At 64.0% G+C, this 15,174-nt stretch carries 15 protein-coding genes and 1 other RNA gene; 10 read left to right on the forward strand and 6 right to left on the reverse strand.

Going from position 1 to position 15,174, the window contains the following annotated elements:
- The first annotated feature begins 2 nt into the window (after positions 1 to 2).
- Positions 3 to 1,526 carry a tripartite tricarboxylate transporter permease gene (locus LN047_RS03515; protein WP_056327911.1) on the forward strand — a complete coding sequence of 508 codons (1,524 nt, stop codon included), beginning with the start codon at positions 3 to 5 and terminating at the stop codon, positions 1,524 to 1,526.
- Positions 1,527 to 1,703: 177 nt separating this feature from the next.
- Entirely contained in the window at positions 1,704 to 2,633 is a 930-nt protein-coding gene (locus LN047_RS03520; protein ID WP_056327912.1) for a glyoxylate/hydroxypyruvate reductase A, read from the forward strand.
- Here LN047_RS03520 and LN047_RS03525 read toward each other — a convergent pair.
- Positions 2,627 to 3,562, reverse strand: a complete 936-nt coding sequence (locus LN047_RS03525; protein WP_056327913.1) for a LysR family transcriptional regulator — start codon at positions 3,560 to 3,562, stop codon at positions 2,627 to 2,629. The two genes, LN047_RS03520 and LN047_RS03525, sit on opposite strands and share 7 nt — an antisense overlap.
- A 193-nt stretch (positions 3,563 to 3,755) precedes the next feature.
- Here LN047_RS03525 and LN047_RS03530 point away from each other — a divergent pair, with 193 nt between their 5' ends.
- Complete coding sequence (locus tag LN047_RS03530; protein WP_373981169.1) at positions 3,756 to 4,385, forward strand: FMN-dependent NADH-azoreductase; 630 nt, start codon at positions 3,756 to 3,758, stop codon at positions 4,383 to 4,385.
- A 71-nt stretch (positions 4,386 to 4,456) separates the two neighbouring features.
- Here the strand turns inward: LN047_RS03530 and LN047_RS03535 are convergent, their stop codons facing one another.
- The 4 genes from LN047_RS03535 to LN047_RS03550 form a co-directional block, all read right to left on the reverse strand.
- A complete protein-coding gene (locus tag LN047_RS03535; RefSeq protein ID WP_062840955.1) occupies positions 4,457 to 5,362 on the reverse strand; it encodes an NAD(P)-dependent oxidoreductase in 906 nt (301 codons plus the stop codon).
- 57 nt (positions 5,363 to 5,419) lie between these two features.
- Positions 5,420 to 7,024: a gamma-glutamyltransferase family protein gene (locus tag LN047_RS03540; RefSeq protein WP_128829945.1), complete on the reverse strand. Its 1,605-nt coding sequence runs from the start codon at positions 7,022 to 7,024 to the stop codon at positions 5,420 to 5,422.
- A gap of 182 nt (positions 7,025 to 7,206) precedes the next feature.
- Complete coding sequence (locus LN047_RS03545) at positions 7,207 to 8,712, reverse strand: tripartite tricarboxylate transporter permease (protein ID WP_373981170.1); 1,506 nt, start codon at positions 8,710 to 8,712, stop codon at positions 7,207 to 7,209.
- Positions 8,713 to 8,725: 13 nt separating this feature from the next.
- The gene (locus tag LN047_RS03550) at positions 8,726 to 9,190 is read right to left on the reverse strand and encodes a tripartite tricarboxylate transporter TctB family protein (RefSeq protein ID WP_175186395.1); all 465 of its coding nucleotides are present in this window, start codon (positions 9,188 to 9,190) and stop codon (positions 8,726 to 8,728) included.
- A 480-nt stretch (positions 9,191 to 9,670) separates the two neighbouring features.
- On the opposite strand from LN047_RS03550, the gene LN047_RS03555 reads away from it, so the two are divergent.
- From LN047_RS03555 to LN047_RS03570, 4 genes are all read left to right on the forward strand, one after another.
- Positions 9,671 to 10,117, forward strand: coding sequence for a hypothetical protein (locus LN047_RS03555; RefSeq protein ID WP_056327919.1), 447 nt, complete (start codon positions 9,671 to 9,673; stop codon positions 10,115 to 10,117).
- Positions 10,117 to 10,428 (forward strand): cell division protein ZapA, encoded by a 312-nt coding sequence (locus LN047_RS03560; protein WP_056327920.1) that lies wholly within the window; start codon positions 10,117 to 10,119, stop codon positions 10,426 to 10,428. Before LN047_RS03555 ends, LN047_RS03560 begins: the two co-directional genes overlap by 1 nt.
- Before the next feature lie 31 nt (positions 10,429 to 10,459).
- Positions 10,460 to 10,645, forward strand: a non-coding RNA gene (ssrS, locus tag LN047_RS03565) — 6S RNA.
- An 84-nt stretch (positions 10,646 to 10,729) separates the two neighbouring features.
- On the forward strand, positions 10,730 to 11,494 hold the full coding sequence (locus LN047_RS03570; RefSeq protein WP_271264180.1) for an SIMPL domain-containing protein: 765 nt from the start codon (positions 10,730 to 10,732) through the stop codon (positions 11,492 to 11,494).
- Here LN047_RS03570 and lgt read toward each other — a convergent pair.
- The gene (gene lgt / locus LN047_RS03575) at positions 11,469 to 12,257 is read right to left on the reverse strand and encodes a prolipoprotein diacylglyceryl transferase (protein WP_056327922.1); all 789 of its coding nucleotides are present in this window, start codon (positions 12,255 to 12,257) and stop codon (positions 11,469 to 11,471) included. The genes LN047_RS03570 and lgt overlap by 26 nt on opposite strands.
- A 130-nt stretch (positions 12,258 to 12,387) precedes the next feature.
- On the opposite strand from lgt, the gene ilvD reads away from it, so the two are divergent.
- The 3 genes from ilvD (at position 12,388) to msrA (ending at position 15,022) form a co-directional block, all read left to right on the forward strand.
- Positions 12,388 to 14,073, forward strand: coding sequence for a dihydroxy-acid dehydratase (ilvD, locus tag LN047_RS03580; protein WP_152383384.1), 1,686 nt, complete (start codon positions 12,388 to 12,390; stop codon positions 14,071 to 14,073).
- Positions 14,057 to 14,392 (forward strand): c-type cytochrome, encoded by a 336-nt coding sequence (locus tag LN047_RS03585; protein ID WP_373981171.1) that lies wholly within the window; start codon positions 14,057 to 14,059, stop codon positions 14,390 to 14,392. Before ilvD ends, LN047_RS03585 begins: the two co-directional genes overlap by 17 nt.
- Positions 14,393 to 14,467: 75 nt before the next feature.
- A complete protein-coding gene (msrA, locus tag LN047_RS03590) occupies positions 14,468 to 15,022 on the forward strand; it encodes a peptide-methionine (S)-S-oxide reductase MsrA (protein ID WP_271264182.1) in 555 nt (184 codons plus the stop codon).
- Positions 15,023 to 15,174 lie beyond the last annotated feature (152 nt).

The raw sequence follows: 15,174 nt of genomic DNA on the forward strand, positions 1-15,174 counted from the left end.
CCATGATTTCTCAAGCTTTGGTAGACCTTTGGTACGGCTTCGGCGTCGCGTTCCAATGGCACAACCTGATGTGGTCGTTCTTCGGCGTGCTGGTGGGCAACCTCATCGGCGTGCTGCCCGGCATGGGCGCGCTGTCCGCGATCTCGATCCTCTTGCCGCTCACCTACGTCATGCAGCCCGTGCCCGCAATCCTGATGCTGGCCGGCATTTTCTATGGCTCGCAATACGGCGGCGCCATCGGCGCGATCCTGCTCAACCTGCCTTCGCATCCGCCGCACGCGGTTACCTGCCTGGACGGTTATCCACTGACCAAACAGGGCAAGGGCGGGACAGCGCTCGGCATCACGATGATCTGCTCGTTCTTCGCGGCGTCGGTCGGCATCATCGTCATGATCTTTGCCTCGCCGCTGCTGGTTGAAGTCGCGTTCAAGTTCGGCCCGACCGAGATCTTCTCGATCATGCTGCTGGGCCTCTTGGCAGGCGCCACCATGTCGCGCGGCTCGCCGCTCAAGGGCGTGGCGATGACGCTGTTCGGCCTGATGTGCGGCGTGGTGGGCACCGACGTGAACACGGGCACCATCCGGTTTTCGTTCGGCTTGCTCGACCTGTCCGACGGCCTGGAACTGGTCGCGATCTCGATGGGTCTGTTCGGCGTTGCCGACTTCCTGATGAGCGTGAACCGCATGACCATCATCGGCAGCGGCGCCAAGCTGCGCCTGCGCGACATGCGGCCCAGCAAGCAGGAACTGAAGACCGCCTTCTGGCCCATGGTGCGCGGCACGGCCGTCGGCACGCTGTTCGGCGCCATGCCCGGCACCGGCCCGACGATCACCACGTTTGTCGCCTACGCGCTCGAGCGCAAGATCTCCAAGACGCCCGAGAAATTCGGCACCGGCATGATCGCCGGCGTGGCTTCGCCGGAAGCGTCGTCGCACTCGAAGACGCAGGTCGACTTCATCCCGACGATGAGCCTGGGCATTCCCGGCGACGCGGTGATGGCGCTGATTCTGGGCGCGCTGCTGATTCAGGGCATCCAGCCCGGCCCGCAGCTCATCACGGAGCATCCGGACATCTTCTGGGGCCTGATCGCCAGCTTCTGGGTGGGCAACGTGCTGCTCATGGTGCTGAACGTGCCGCTCATCGGCGTGTGGGTCAAGTTGCTGCAGGTGCCTTACCGCTACCTCTTCCCGTCGGCGCTGTTCTTCATCGCAGTGGGCGTGTACAGCACGCAGAACAGTCTCTTCCAGATCTGGGAAGTGCTGGCGTTCGGCGTGATTGGCGCGGTGCTCATGACGCTGGAATTCTCGGTCGCGCCCATCCTGCTGGGCTTCGTGCTCGGCCCCATGGTCGAAGAGAACTTCCGCCGCGCGCTGCTGCTCTCGCGCGGTGACCTGGCTGTGTTCGTCGAACGTCCGATCAGCGCATGGTTCATCGGCGCGAGCGCGTTGCTGATCACGCTGCAGGTCTGGGCCTTCCTGCGCCGCAACAAGCACAAGAACAAGCCCGAAGTGCCGCAGACGGCCTGATCCCCGGCCCTGGCATTCGGCACACGCGGCCCGGCTTAGGCCGGGCCGTTCTACTTGTGCAGGCCCGGCTCACGCCGGGCCGTTTTACTTGTGCAGGCTCGGCTTGCGCCCGGGCCGTTTGATTTGTGCGGCGGCATCCCTCATGCTTGGGGTTTTCATCGCCTGCCCGCTGCCACCATGCACATTCTCTTTGCTTGTCCCCATCACGATCCCGACGCCTGGGTGCCTCGCCTCGAGGCCGCGATGCCCGGCTGCCGTATTTCGGTCTGGAACCCGGACGGTCCGCCCTCCGGCGCCGAAGTCGCGTTGGTCTGGCGTCCGCCCGTCCAGCTCTTCCAGCACGAAACCGGTTTGAAGACGCTCTTCAATCTGGGCGCGGGCGTCGATGCCTTGTTGAAGATGCCCGAGATTCCCGATCACGTGCGCATCGTTCGCCTCGAAGACGCCGGCATGGCGGTGCAGATGGCCGAATACGCGCTGTATGCATTGCTGCGCGTCTCGCGCGATTTCGAAGCCTTCGACCAGGCGCAGGCACGGCAGCATTGGGACACCCGCGAAGGCACCCGGCAAGCCGACTGGCCCGTGGGGGTTCTGGGGCTGGGACAGGTCGGCGCGCGCGTGGCGCAGACGCTGGCCGAGTTCGGCTACCCCGTCGCGGGCTGGTCGCGGTCGCCGCGCCAGATTCCCGGTGTCGAATCCTTCGCAGGCGAAGCCGCCTTGCCCGAATTCCTTGGCCGCACGCGCTTTCTGGTCAATGTGCTGCCGCTCACGCCCGACACGCAGGGCATCCTGAATCGCGAGACCCTGTCGCGGCTGCTGCCCGGCGCGCATCTGGTCAACGTCGGACGCGGCGAGCATCTGGTCGAGGACGATCTGGTGCAGATGCTTGAAGAGGGCGAGATCGCGGGCGCCACGCTCGATGTCTTTCACACCGAGCCGCTGCCCAAGGATCACCCGTTCTGGCACGACCCGCGGGTCCACGTCACGCCCCATATCGCGGCGCGCACGCTGCGCGACGAAAGCATCGCGCAGATCGCGGGCAAGGTCGCGCAACTGAAGCGCGGCGAAGCCATCACCGGCGTGGTCGAGCGCTCGCGCGGCTACTGAGGCGCGGGAGACGCGGCTTTATCCAGACGCTCGTACATCGAGGGCAGGCGCTGCGACAGAAAATCCAGCAGCGTTCGCACGGCGGGCATCATGCCCCGCCGTGACGGATAGATGCAGTGCACGATGCCCTCGGGCGACTGCCATTGCGGCAGCACCGGCACTAGCTGCCCGCGGCGCAGTTCCTCCTGCGTGGCAATCGACGGCAGCAGGGCAATGCCGCGTCCGCGCACGGCCGCTTCCGTCAGCACGATGAAATCGTTGCATGACAGTTGCGGCTTCAGTTCGATGTGCACCTCTTCGCCCTTGTCGTTGCGCAGGGGCCAGCGCACTTCATTTTGCGGATCGCTGAAGCTCAGCGTGACGTGAGACGCCAGATCCTGCGGCGTGTCGGGCGCGCCGTGGCGTTGCAGATAGCCGGGGCTGGCCACCAGCGTGCCGCGCGCCGTGCCCAGATGCCGCACGACCAGTTCCGCGTCCGTGTCCAGCTTCGTGCGGACCCGCAGCGCCAGATCCACGCCCTCGCGGATCAGGTCCACGCGCCGGTTGGTGACCAGCAATTGCACCGAGATCGCCGGCCACGCATCCAGGAATTCCGGCAGCAGCGGCGCCAGCACGTCCTGCGCGATCGACACCGGGCAACTCACGATGACCGGACCCGTGGGCTCAGCCTGCAACTGCCGCATGGCGTCGTCCGCAGCCCGAGCCGAGGCGGCCATCTCGCGGCAGTAATGCAGATAGCGTTCGCCGGCGGACGTCAGACGCAGCCGGCGGGTGGTGCGCTGCAAGAGACGCACGCCCAGGCTTTCTTCCAGGTGTGAGATTCGGCGGGAGAGACGGGATTTCGGGATGTCCAGCGCGCGTGCCGCCGCGCTGAAGCCTCCTTGCTCGACGACTTGCGAAAAGTAGTAGAGGTCATTGAGATCTTGCATGATTGTTCTATGTTTGGAACGAACAGTTCATCATACCCGTATTTATGTATTCAATCGGTCCATCTACAGTGACGCCATGCACAACGGATCTGCCAACGCCGCCCAAGCGGCAAGGCCCCGCCCGATCATCCTGACGGGTGCGGCGCTGACAGATCCAGCCCCCCGCCCGGGGGAACCCACTGGAGATACTGCAATGAAGACCCTGATCATCCTTTCCTCGATTCTCGGCGAACGTTCCAACAGCAAGCAATTGGCCGATCACCTGATTGCCCGCGTCAAGGCTGCCAACCCGGCCTCGGCCATCAAGGTCCGCGACATCGGCGCGCAACCCATTCCTTACTTCGATGGCAACACCGCCGGCGCCCTGTTCACGCCCGCCGAGTCCCGTACCGTCGAGCAGCAGCGGCTGGTCGAGCTGAGCGACTCGCTCATTGCTGAACTGATGGACGCCGATCGCATCGTGTTCGCCGTGCCCGTGTACAACTTCAACCTGCCGGCGCAATTCAAGTCCTATCTGGACCACCTGGCGCGCGCCGGGGTCACGTTCCGTTATACGCCGGAAGGCGTGCCCGAGGGGCTCGTCAAGGGTAAGCAGGTGGTCGTGCTGACCGCGCGTGGCGGCAAGGCCGAGGGCACGCCCTCGGACACGATGACGCCTTACCTGCGCCAGATGCTCGCCTTCCTGGGCATGACCGATGTGACCTTCATTGCCGCCGAAGGCATGGCCATGGGCGAAGTGGCCGCGCTGGAAGGGCTGGCCCTGGCCAAGCAACGCATCGATGCGCTGCTGCCGGCCGCCGGCCAAGCCTCGCTTGCCGCCTGACCGCGCGCACCGGGCATAAAAAAGGCGAGCTGCGAGGCTCGCCCTTTTCGTAGGCGCGAAAAACCAGATCTTTAGTCGCGCAGCCGCTTGATGAGGCTGGACGTGTCCCAGCGGCCGCCGCCCAGCTTCTGGACGTCGCCGTAGAACTGGTCCACCAGCGCGGTCAAGGGCAGGCGCGCGCCGTTGTTGCGCGCCTCGGCCAGCACCAGGCCAAGGTCCTTGCGCATCCAGTCCACCGCAAAGCCGAAGTCGAACTTGTCGTCGACCATGGTCCCGCCGCGGTTCTCCATCTGCCAGCTCTGCGCCGCGCCCTTGCTGATCACGTCCAGCACCTGCTTCATGTCCAGGTCCGCCGCCTGGCCGAACGCGATGGCCTCCGACAGGCCCTGCACGATGCCGGCGATGCAGATCTGGTTGACCATCTTGGCAAGTTGGCCGGCGCCCGGGGGGCCCACCAGCGTGACCGCGCGGCCAAAGCACTGGGCCACCGGCTTGACCGCGTCGAACACCGCCTGCTCGCCGCCGCACATGACCGTCAGCACGCCGTTGACGGCGCCCGCCTGGCCGCCCGACACGGGGGCGTCGATGAAGTTCAGGCCCAGTTCCTTGGCGTGCGCATGGAGTTCACGCGCCACGTCGGCGGAAGCGGTCGTATGGTCGACGAACACGGCGCCGGGCGCCATGCCCGCAAACGCGCCGTCCGGGCCCAGCACGACGCTGCGCAGGTCGTCATCGTTGCCCACGCAGGCAAAGACGATCTGTGCGCCGGCAACGGCTTCGCGCGGCGTGGCGGCGCTGTGGCCGCCAAACTCGGCAACCCAGGCCTGCGCCTTGGCGGGCGTGCGGTTGTAGACGGTGACGTCGTGCCCGGCGCGGGCCAGGTGACCGGCCATGGGCAAGCCCATCACGCCCAATCCGAGGAAAGCGACTTTCTGGGCTACGGCTGCGTCGTAGCTCTTGGTACCGATCGTTGCCATGCAGTGGACTCCGCTGAATAAGGGTAGGTCTGTTTCAGGACACTAACCTTAACGCAATCAAAAGCCGGCGGCGAGTCCATCTCGGCGGCTGTCGCTGGCGCTGACGTAGCCATCGACGGCCGGATCGCCCAGCCGCCAGATGAACTGGCCCGATCCAAAGTCCATGTAGGGATCTTCCATGCCCTGCAGCACATGGCCGCGCTCGCGCAGCCCCTGGACAACAGCGGGCGAGACCGTCGCCTCCAGGTCCACCTCAAGGCCGCGGTTCCACTTCCAGCGCGGCGCGTCGCACGCGGCCTGCGGCTGCTGGCCGTAGTCCAGCATGCGCACCAGCGCCTGCATCTGGCCCTGCGGCTGCATGTTGCCGCCCATGACGCCAAAGCTCATCACCGGGGCGCCGTCACGCATCAGGAAACCCGGAATGATCGTGTGAAACGGCCGCTTCCCGCCCGCGACCACATTCGCATGATCGGGATCGGTGCTGAAGCCGTACCCGCGGTTCTGCAGGCTGACGCCGGTGCCTGGCGCCACGACGCCAGATCCAAACCCCATGTAGTTCGACTGAATGAAGCTGACCATCATCCCGTTGCGGTCGGCGGCGGTCAGGTAGACCGTGCCGCCTTGCGGCGCGTGGCCGGTGGCGAAGGTTTGCGCCGACCGCGGATCGATCAGGCGCGCGCGTTCGGCCAGGTAGTCCGCGCGCAGCATTTGCTCGGGCGCGACCTGCATGTGGCGTGCATCGGCCACGTGCGCATAGACGTCGGCAAAGGCGAGCTTCATCGCCTCGATCAGCAAGTGCTGCGTCTCGGGATGATCGATCGGGCGCGCGGCCAGATCGAAATTCTGCAGGATCCCCAGCGCGATCAGCGCGGCGATGCCTTGGCCATTGGGCGGAATCTGGTGCAGCGTATGGCCGCGGTATGACTGGCTGATCGGGGTCACCCATTCGGGCGCGAATTCGCGCAGATCCTTTAGCGTCAGGGCTGCATCGTGCGCCTGCGCGTGCGCCACCAGCTTGTGGGCGGTCTCGCCTTCGTAGAAATCGCGTCCGCTGGTCGCGGCGATGCGCTTGAGCGTGGCTGCCGCGCCTTGCAGCACGAAGTGTTCGCCAATGTGCGGCGCGCGCCCGCGCGGCAGGAAATGATCGGCAAAGCCCGGCTGCGGCTGCAGCACGTCGGCTTGCGCGGCCCACTTCTGGTGCACCATGGGCGTGATCGCGAAACCGCGTTCGGCGTATTCGATGGCGGGTGCCAGGATATCGGCGAAAGACAGGCGGCCCAGCTTCTCATGCAACGCACCCCAGCCGGCCACGCAGCCCGGCACGGTCACGCTGTCCCAGCCGCGCGCGGGGATCGCGCCTTGATGCTTGCGCCGGAAGTAGTCCACGTTCCAGGCCGCCGGCGCTGGTCCGGAAGCGTTCAGGCCATGCAGCTTCGCCCCATCCCAGACGATCGCAAAGCAGTCCGAGCCCAGCCCGTTGCTGACCGGCTCGGTCAATGCCAGGGTAGAGGCCGCGGCGATGGCCGCGTCCACCGCATTGCCGCCTTGCGCCAGGATCCGCAACCCTGCTTGAGCGGCCAAGGGGTGGGACGTGGCGACGACATTGCGGGCGAAGACAGGCGTGCGGGTGGTCGTGTAGGGATTCTTCCAGTCGAAATTCATGTCCGAATCATCGCGTGGGGTAAACCCGTAGCTTAACGTAGATGAATCCGTCTCTGTACGATTGGTTGCTTGGCGTAAGTATTTGTAGCCTTCATTGCGGCGAGCGCCCAAAGAAAAACCCCCGGGACAAGCCCGGGGGTTTTGAAGGCTGGGGCGCCGCATCAAGGGCGGCGCGCTGTGCCTTATTCCTCTTCGACGAAGGTCTCTTCGCGCTTCTTGCGGATGGCCGGCAGGGCCACCAGGATCACCAGGAACACGGCGACGGCCAGCAGGGTAGCGGACAGCGGACGCGTCACGAAGGTGGAGAAGTCGCCGCGCGACAGCAGCAGGGCACGGCGGAAGTTCTCTTCCATCATGGGGCCCAGCACCAGGCCCAGCAGCAGCGGGGCGCCTTCGCACTTCAGCTTCGACCACACATACCCGATGATGCCGAACATGGCTGTGGTGAAGATGTCGAACGGGTTGTAGTTAAGCGAGTACACACCGATCGTGCAGAACACCAGAATCGCCGGGAACAGAATGCGGTAGGGCACCTTCAGCAGCTTGACCCACAGGCCGATCAGCGGCAGGTTCAGCACCACCAGCATCAGGTTGCCGATCCACATCGAGGCGATCAGGCCCCAGAACAGCTCCGGGTGGCTCGACATGACTTGCGGGCCGGGCTGGATGTTGTGGATGGTCATGGCGCCCACCATCAGCGCCATCACGGCGTTGCCGGGGATACCAAGCGTCAGCAGCGGGATGAACGAAGTCTGGGCTGCGGCGTTGTTCGCCGATTCCGGGCCCGCCAGGCCGGCCGGGTGGCCCTTGCCGAAGCGTTCCGGATTCTTCGAGATCTTCTTTTCCAGCGTGTACGACGCGAACGACGACAGCACCGCACCACCGCCCGGCAGGATGCCCAGGGCCGAACCCAGCGCCGTGCCGCGCAGCACAGCCGGGGCGGCTTCCTTGAATTCCTGCTTGTTCGGATACAGCGTGCCGATCTTGTCGGTGATGTCGACGCGGTTTTCCTTCTGCTCGAGGTTGGTCATGATTTCGGCAAAGCCGAACACGCCCATGGCCACGATGGCGAAGTCGATGCCGTCCTGCAGTTCCGGCACGCCGAAGTCGAAGCGGGCAACGCCCGAGTTGACGTCGGTGCCGACCATGCCGAGCAGCAGGCCCAGGATGATCATCGCGATGGCCTTGGGCAGCGAACCCGAAGCCAGCACCACGGCGCCGACCAGGCCCAGGCACATCAGCGAGAAGTACTCGGCGGGGCCGAACTTGAACGCGACTTCAGCCAGCGGGGGCGCAAAGGCAGCCAGCAGCAGCGTGGCAACGCAACCGGCAAAGAACGAGCCCAGTGCGGCAATTGCCAGCGCAGCGCCCGCCCGGCCGTTACGGGCCATCTGGTGACCGTCCAGCACGGTCACCACCGCAGACGTTTCCCCTGGCAGCGCCACAAGAATTGCCGTCGTGGATCCGCCGTACTGGGCGCCGTAGTAAATACCCGCCAGCATGATCAGGCCGGCCACCGGGGGCAGCACGTACGTGATCGGCAGCAGCATGGCGATGGTCGGGACGGGGCCGATGCCCGGAAGCACGCCGATCAGCGTACCCAGGATGCAGCCCAGCAGTGCGTACAGGAGGTTCTCGGGCGTGAACGCCACCGAGAAACCCAACATCAGGTTGTCAAACAATTCCATGACCGGTTGCTCCTCAGTTCATGCCCAGAAACGACGGCCACAGCGGGAAAATCAGCCCCAGCCCCTTGATGAATGCCAGGTAGGTGAACACCACCAGGAAGATGCCGTTGGCCACGGCGACCTTCAGGTTGAATTCATGGCTGGCAAGGCTGCTGACGACCACCAGCACGAACACCGAGATGTAGACGCCCAGAAGTTTGAGGATCAGGCCATATAGAACGACCGAGCCCACCACCAGGAAGACGATGCGCCAGTCGAACTTGTCGACATGCGTTTCATGGGCTTTCTTGGACAGCGAGCCAAGCAGCACGATGGCGCCGAGCAGTGCGAGAACAATGCCCAGCCAGAAAGGAAAGTATCCGGGTCCCATTCGGGCAGCAGTACCCATTTGGTAGCTGCTGGCCTGCCAGGCGAATCCCAGCCCAAGGGCGATGAACATCACCCCCGACCAGAAGTCCTGTCGATTGCGTAGCTGCATGATTGGTTGGCTCCTGTTTACAGCATGTAGATAAAAGAGGTTTGTAGCCGGATGGGACACCCGCCGAAAGGCGAGTGACAGGCACAAAAAAGGCACTTCGGGGTGCCATGAATTATTCTGAAAGCGACGACGTGGTTTCTTGAAAGGCCGAATGGTAATGGACGCCTGCCACGCTGCAAACCCTGTAAGGTCGGTGAAAGCCTGGGGTTTTCCCTAGAATTGGGGAACTCCCGAACCCCGTTTGTAACGCGGTCGAAAGTTTGAGGGCTTTTTGAAAGCTAAGTGAAAGTTTATAGAAAGAATCGCGAAAGCCGGATCGGCCGGATGCGGCAATTTCGGGGGATGGGACTTTTCATGGCAGGCAAGAGCCGGTAACCTGCGCGCGCCAAAACCCAACCGTATTTCCTACTGAATATTGCCGGGTTTCTCACCTTGCGTGAAGAGGCCCGGTCCATCCCCGGATGGTTTACGATAGCGCCCATGCTGCAAGATCTAGACCAACTCGCCGCCCGAATCGGGCAACTGGTGCAACGCACCCGCCAACTCCACGCCGAGCGTGACGCGTTGCGTCTACGCGTGAACGAATTCGAAGCCGAGCAGCGCGTGCTCAAGCAGCGCGCCGCTGACCGCGAAGCCGAAGTCGTCACGCTGCAAAGCAAACTTCAAGATAACGACGGCGCCGTCTCGGCCATGCTTGAAGAAGCCAAGCGGGCGGAAGCCGCGCTGCGCGAACAACTCGCGCGCGAGACGGCCGAGCGCCACGCGCTCGAGTCGCGGTTCGCCGCACGCGAAAGCGAATTGCAGGGCAGCCTGCAATCGCGCGACACAGAACTACAGCGCTTGCGCGTGGCCGCCGCGTCGGCCCGCGAGCGCATCGACGCCGTCCTGGCCCGTTTGCCGGGTGCGCCGTCCGGAGAGCAACACTAATGGAACGTGTAGACGTATCGATCCTCGGCCGCGAGTACTCACTTGCGTGCTCCGCCGAAGAAAAGCCCACGTTGCTGGCCGCCGTGCGCCATGTCGATCAGCTCATGCTGCGCATCCAGGGCACGGGCAAGGTTTCCAGCAATGAACGCATCGCCGTGATGGCCGCATTGCAGGTCGCTGGCGAGTTGCTTGCAATGAAAGCGCCCGATGGTCCGCTGGGCGGTTTGGCGGTCGGCGACTTCAAGCGTAGAATTGAGGACATGAACGCAGTACTCGATGACGCCTTGTCGGGTCAGGAAAAACTGCTCTAACGTTCATAAGCAGCATTCAAGAATTTTCAGTTTGTCCCTGCCGTGTTCGTGACTAGGCCATACATTCTCTGAACCTATGTCTTTTTGGCATATTGGTTGCGGGAGTGCAGAGCTGGAGTGATTGTCTCTTGCAGACGAACCCGATGCTCTTCGGAACGCGACCACCTTGAACCTCAGGGTTCGAGATGCCGGCCTTGACGGCACAGGCGGGGCATCTATCCCAGCGGGCCTGCCATTAGCGCAGGTCCGCGTCGGGTGCCTCTCGGCAAATCCCCTTCGTCCTCCCTCCTAGGACCAGTCCATGTTCAAACACCCCGTTTTTTCGCTCACCAAGCTTGGTGCGGCGTGCGCAGCCGTGGCCGCCATCGCTGTGGCTCAACCCGTTTTCGCGCAGACGCAGGCGCCTGCCGCAACGGCCGAAGCCGAGCCCGCTGCAAACCGCTCGCCCGAACTGACCTTGCAAGCCATGGCGTCTTCCGAGGTCAAGCAGGACACGGTCCGCATTGCGCTGTCCGCCGAAGTTGAAGCGCCGGACCAGCCGGCCGCCGGCCAGAAGCTCACCGCCGCGCTCGAAGACGCTGTCAAGCGTGCGCGCGACACGAAGGACGTGGAAGTGCGCACCAGCAGCTTCAACGTCTGGCCCAACATGAACAACAAGGGAAAGATCGCCTCGTGGCGCGGCCAGGGCGAAATCGTGCTGGAGTCCAAGGACTTCGCGGCCGCCGCCGCGCTGGCTTCCAAGCTGTCCGACAAGACCGCCATTTCCAACATCAGCTTCTCGCTGTCACCGGCCGCCCGTGAAGCCGAAGAGCGCAAGCTGCTGAAAGAAGCCGCGCAGGCCTTCAAGGATCGCGCACTGGCCGCGGCCAATGCCTTCGGCTTTTCCGGCTACCGCCTGTCCAAGATCGAGCTTGGCGGTTCCGGCGGCCCCGTGCCGGTTCAACGCATGGTCGGCGCGGCAATGGCAAAGGGCGGTTCGTTCAGCAGCGCCGACGTCAGCGTTCCCCTTGAAGCAGGGAACGTGACGGTCAGCGTCGCGGTCAACGGGACGATCGTTTTGCAGTAAGACTGAACATGATGGCGCCCAGGGCGACCATCGGCAGGGACAGCCACTGTCCCATGCTCAATCCACCCGCAAGCAGACCCAGGAAGTTGTCCGGCTCGCGCGTGAATTCCACCAGGAAGCGGAACGTTCCATAGCCCATCAGGAACAATCCGCTGACCTGTCCCAGCGGCCGCGGCTTGCTCGAAAACCACCACAGCAGCGCAAACAGCACGATGCCTTCCAGGCCCAGCTCATAGAGCTGCGACGGATGGCGCGGCAGTCCGTCGCCGCTGTCGGGGAACACCATCGCCCACGGCACGTCGGTGGGACGGCCCCACAGTTCGCCATTGATGAAATTGCCCAGCCGGCCAAAGCCCAGTCCCAGCGGAATCAGCGGCGCAATGAAATCGCTGATCGCAAAGAACGGCAGGCCCTTCTTGCGCGCGAACAGCAGCATCACCAGGATCACGCCGATCAGGCCGCCGTGGAAAGACATGCCGCCTTGCCACAGATACAGCACTTCAAGCGGATGCGACAGGTAATAGCCCGGCTTGTAGAACAGCACGTATCCCAGCCTGCCCCCCAGCACCACGCCCAGCACGCTATAGAAGATCAGGTCTTCCAGGTCCCGCACGTTCAGGGACGTGGTGTGCCCGCTCTTGATGCGGTGGCGGCCCAGCAAATACACGAGCGCGAAGCCCGCCAGGTACATCAGCCCATACCAATGAATGGCTAGCGGCCCGATCTGCAGGGCGATGGGGTCGATTTTTGGATATTCCAGCATGTTCTGCCCGACACAATAAAGTTGAATGATAATAACCGGCGAGCACTGAAGATTCGCATGCCAAGCGAGCCAGCTTCCCCGGGTGCGTTCGCCATGTCCGCGCCCCGACGGCCGACAGGAGACACTGACCATGCCGCACAACGAACGTTCCCGCCATATCACCCAAGGCGTCGCGCGCGCGCCCAATCGCGCCATGTACTACGCGCTGGGCTACAAAGAGGCCGATTTCGAAAACCCCATGATCGGCGTGGCCAACGGCCATTCGACGATCACGCCCTGTAATAGCGGCTTGCAGCGGTTGGCCGACGCCGCCATCGACGCGATCCGCGCCTCGCGCGCCAATCCCCAGGTGTTCGGCACGCCCACCATTTCCGATGGCATGTCCATGGGCACCGAAGGCATGAAGTACTCGCTGGTGTCGCGCGAGGTCATCGCCGACTGCATCGAAACCGCCGCGCAGGGCCAATGGATGGACGGCGTCGTCGTCATCGGCGGATGCGACAAGAACATGCCTGGCGGCATGATCGCCCTGGCGCGCACCAACGTGCCCGGCATCTATGTCTACGGTGGAACCATCAAGCCCGGCCGCTACAAGGGCAACGACCTCACCATCGTGTCCGTGTTCGAGGCCGTCGGCGAATACACCATGGGCCGCATGCCCGAAGAGGACTTCAAGCAGATCGAGAAATGCGCGATTCCCGGCTCGGGCTCTTGCGGCGGCATGTACACCGCCAATACGATGAGCTCAGCATTCGAAGCCATGGGCATGAGTCTGCCGTATTCCAGCACGATGGCCAACGAAGACGAGGAAAAGGTCACTTCGGCCGCCGAGTCCGCGCGTGTGCTCGTCGACGCGGTCAAGCGCAACCTGCGCCCGCGCGACATCATCACCCGCGAATCCATCGAGAACGCCGTGTCCGTCATCATGGCCACGGGCGGCTCCACCAATGCGGTGCTGCATTTCCTGGCCATCGCGCACGCGGCCGAAGTGCCGTGGACCATCGACGACTTTGAACGCATCCGCCGGCGCGTGCCCGTGCTGTGCGACCTGAAGCCGTCCGGCAAGTACGTGGCCACCGACTTGCATCGCGCCGGCGGCATTCCGCAAGTCATGAAGCTCCTGCTCAATGCCGGGCTGCTGCATGGCGAATGCATCACTATCACCGGCAAGACCATCGCGGAAACGCTCGCGGACGTGCCTGACGCGCCCCGCGCGGACCAGGATGTCATCATGCCCATCGACCGCGCGCTCTATCCGCAGGGCCACCTCGCCATTCTGAAGGGAAATCTCTCGCCCGAAGGGTGCGTCGCCAAGATCACCGGCCTGAAGAACCCCGTCATCACGGGCCCCGCACGCGTGTTCGACTCGGAGGACGATGCCATGACGGCCATCATGGCCCAGCAGATCCGCGACGGCGACGTCGTCGTGATCCGCTACGAAGGCCCGAAGGGCGGCCCGGGCATGCGCGAAATGCTCGCGCCCACCTCGGCGCTCGTGGGACAAGGGCTGGGCGAAACCGTCGGGCTCATCACCGACGGACGTTTTTCCGGCGGTACCTGGGGCATGGTCGTGGGACACGTCGCACCAGAGGCGTATGTGGGCGGTCCCATCGCGCTGATCCAGGAAGGCGATTCGGTTACCATCGATGCCCACAAGCTGCTGCTGCAGCTCAACATCAGCGACGAAGAAATGGCGGCTCGTCGTCAGGCCTGGGTCCAGCCCAAGCCGCGTTATACACGCGGTGTGCTTGCCAAGTTCGGCAAGCTCGCCAGCACCGCCAGCCGTGGGGCAGTAACCGATGCTTTTGAAGATTAGTCTGTCGTTGGCCGCGGCCGGCGTCCTGAACGCTGGCGCGGCGCATGCGCAAACCACTGGCCTGGACCTGGCCAAGAGCAAGGCCTGCATGGCCTGTCATCAGGTGGAAGCCAAGCGGGTCGGGCCGCCCTTGATGAGCGTGGCGCAGCGATACGCGGGGCAGGGCGACGCCATGGTCGATTACCTGGCGGGCAAGATCCGTAGCGGTGGTCGCGGCGCCTGGGGCGCGGTGCCCATGCCCGCTCAGACTCATGTATCGCCCGAAGACGCCCGCGCCTTGTCCGAATGGATCTTGTCGCTGGCGCCGGCAAAGCAGTAGTCTTATTTTCATGCCCCGGTATCGAGCCGGGGGCGCGGGCCGCACGCAGCGGCCGCCTAATGCAAAGGAATCGTCATGGCAGAACAACCATCACCGGGCAATGAAGTCGCCGTTCTTGGCGGCGGTTGCTTCTGGTGCGTCGAAGCAGTGTTTGCCGACCTGCGCGGAGTCAAAAGCGTGTTGCCGGGCTACAGCGGCGGACACGTCGACAATCCCAGCTACGAACAGGTCTGCGGCAAGGACACCGGCCACATCGAAGTCGCCCGCATCGAGTTCGATCCCGCCGAACTCTCGTACAGCGATCTGCTGCGCGTCTTTTTCGCCACCCACGATCCCACCACGCCGGGGCGCCAGGGCAACGACATTGGCCCGCAGTACGAATCGGCCATCTTCTGGCAAAACGAATCGCAGCGTGAGCAGGCCGAGGCCATCATCGCCGAGGTCGAGGCGCAAAAAATCTACGATGCGCCCATCGTCACCAAGCTGCTGGCGCCGGCGCATTTCTGGCAGGCCGAGGACTATCACAGCAATTATTTCGCCTTGCATCCCGAGCAAGGCTATTGCCAGTTCGTGATCGCACCCAAGGTCGCCAAGTTCCGCAAGCAATTCCAGGATCGCCTGAAGCGCTAAGCGGCGGCAATCACTTCGCCTGACCGAAGGCCCTGTACGGCAGACACGCGTTGCGCCGACCGCTGCGGGGCCTTTTTTCATGCGGGGTCTTTCCCTGCGCGGTGCTTTTCTTGATGCGGCGCGGGTCAGCTCGACGCGCGCTCAAAGAAAAA

The sequence above is a fragment of the Achromobacter sp. JD417 genome, assembly GCF_041879325.1.
GTDB classification, from domain to species: Bacteria; Pseudomonadota; Gammaproteobacteria; order Burkholderiales; family Burkholderiaceae_B; genus Achromobacter; species Achromobacter mucicolens.

What these genes read in the sequence shown, in the direction of transcription:
- LN047_RS03515 (WP_056327911.1), top strand. Translation starts at nt 3, where the DNA reads ATGATTTCTCAAGCTTTGGTAGACCTTTGGTACGGCTTCGGCGTCGCG.
- LN047_RS03520 (WP_056327912.1), top strand. Translation starts at nt 1,704, where the DNA reads ATGCACATTCTCTTTGCTTGTCCCCATCACGATCCCGACGCCTGGGTG.
- LN047_RS03525 (WP_056327913.1), bottom strand. Translation starts at nt 3,562, where the DNA reads ATGCAAGATCTCAATGACCTCTACTACTTTTCGCAAGTCGTCGAGCAA.
- LN047_RS03530 (WP_373981169.1), top strand. Translation starts at nt 3,756, where the DNA reads ATGAAGACCCTGATCATCCTTTCCTCGATTCTCGGCGAACGTTCCAAC.
- LN047_RS03535 (WP_062840955.1), bottom strand. Translation starts at nt 5,362, where the DNA reads ATGGCAACGATCGGTACCAAGAGCTACGACGCAGCCGTAGCCCAGAAA.
- LN047_RS03540 (WP_128829945.1), bottom strand. Translation starts at nt 7,024, where the DNA reads ATGAATTTCGACTGGAAGAATCCCTACACGACCACCCGCACGCCTGTC.
- LN047_RS03545 (WP_373981170.1), bottom strand. Translation starts at nt 8,712, where the DNA reads ATGGAATTGTTTGACAACCTGATGTTGGGTTTCTCGGTGGCGTTCACG.
- LN047_RS03550 (WP_175186395.1), bottom strand. Translation starts at nt 9,190, where the DNA reads ATGCAGCTACGCAATCGACAGGACTTCTGGTCGGGGGTGATGTTCATC.
- LN047_RS03555 (WP_056327919.1), top strand. Translation starts at nt 9,671, where the DNA reads ATGCTGCAAGATCTAGACCAACTCGCCGCCCGAATCGGGCAACTGGTG.
- LN047_RS03560 (WP_056327920.1), top strand. Translation starts at nt 10,117, where the DNA reads ATGGAACGTGTAGACGTATCGATCCTCGGCCGCGAGTACTCACTTGCG.
- LN047_RS03570 (WP_271264180.1), top strand. Translation starts at nt 10,730, where the DNA reads ATGTTCAAACACCCCGTTTTTTCGCTCACCAAGCTTGGTGCGGCGTGC.
- lgt (WP_056327922.1), bottom strand. Translation starts at nt 12,257, where the DNA reads ATGCTGGAATATCCAAAAATCGACCCCATCGCCCTGCAGATCGGGCCG.
- ilvD (WP_152383384.1), top strand. Translation starts at nt 12,388, where the DNA reads ATGCCGCACAACGAACGTTCCCGCCATATCACCCAAGGCGTCGCGCGC.
- LN047_RS03585 (WP_373981171.1), top strand. Translation starts at nt 14,057, where the DNA reads ATGCTTTTGAAGATTAGTCTGTCGTTGGCCGCGGCCGGCGTCCTGAAC.
- msrA (WP_271264182.1), top strand. Translation starts at nt 14,468, where the DNA reads ATGGCAGAACAACCATCACCGGGCAATGAAGTCGCCGTTCTTGGCGGC.